Here is a 231-nt window from a genome sequence, read left to right on the forward strand (position 1 = left end):
TCTTATATTAGAGAGCAAATACGCCCCTCAAAATTGGCTTCCTTCCCCCAACCAACCGGACAGCCTCACCAACCAAAGCCATCAGCTTATCAGCAAAGCCCCTTGGGATGGCCTATGGCTACCCATCGCCATCCAACATGAAGTCTCAACAGAAATGCAAGAAGGTAAATGGCACACAACCATCGATTGCATCCGCACCAATCTCGGCCAAAAACCACCTCATAACAAAGC

1 protein-coding gene is annotated in these 231 nt (G+C 48.9%); it reads left to right on the forward strand.

Annotated features, from left to right (window positions below; translation table 11 throughout):
• Positions 1-231 (forward strand): hypothetical protein (locus NQF89_RS08855; RefSeq protein ID WP_266138006.1); only part of this gene is annotated, 231 nt, incomplete at both ends.

The sequence above is a fragment of the Bombella pollinis genome (assembly GCF_026385485.1).
In the GTDB taxonomy this organism is placed as follows: domain Bacteria; phylum Pseudomonadota; class Alphaproteobacteria; order Acetobacterales; family Acetobacteraceae; genus Bombella; species Bombella pollinis.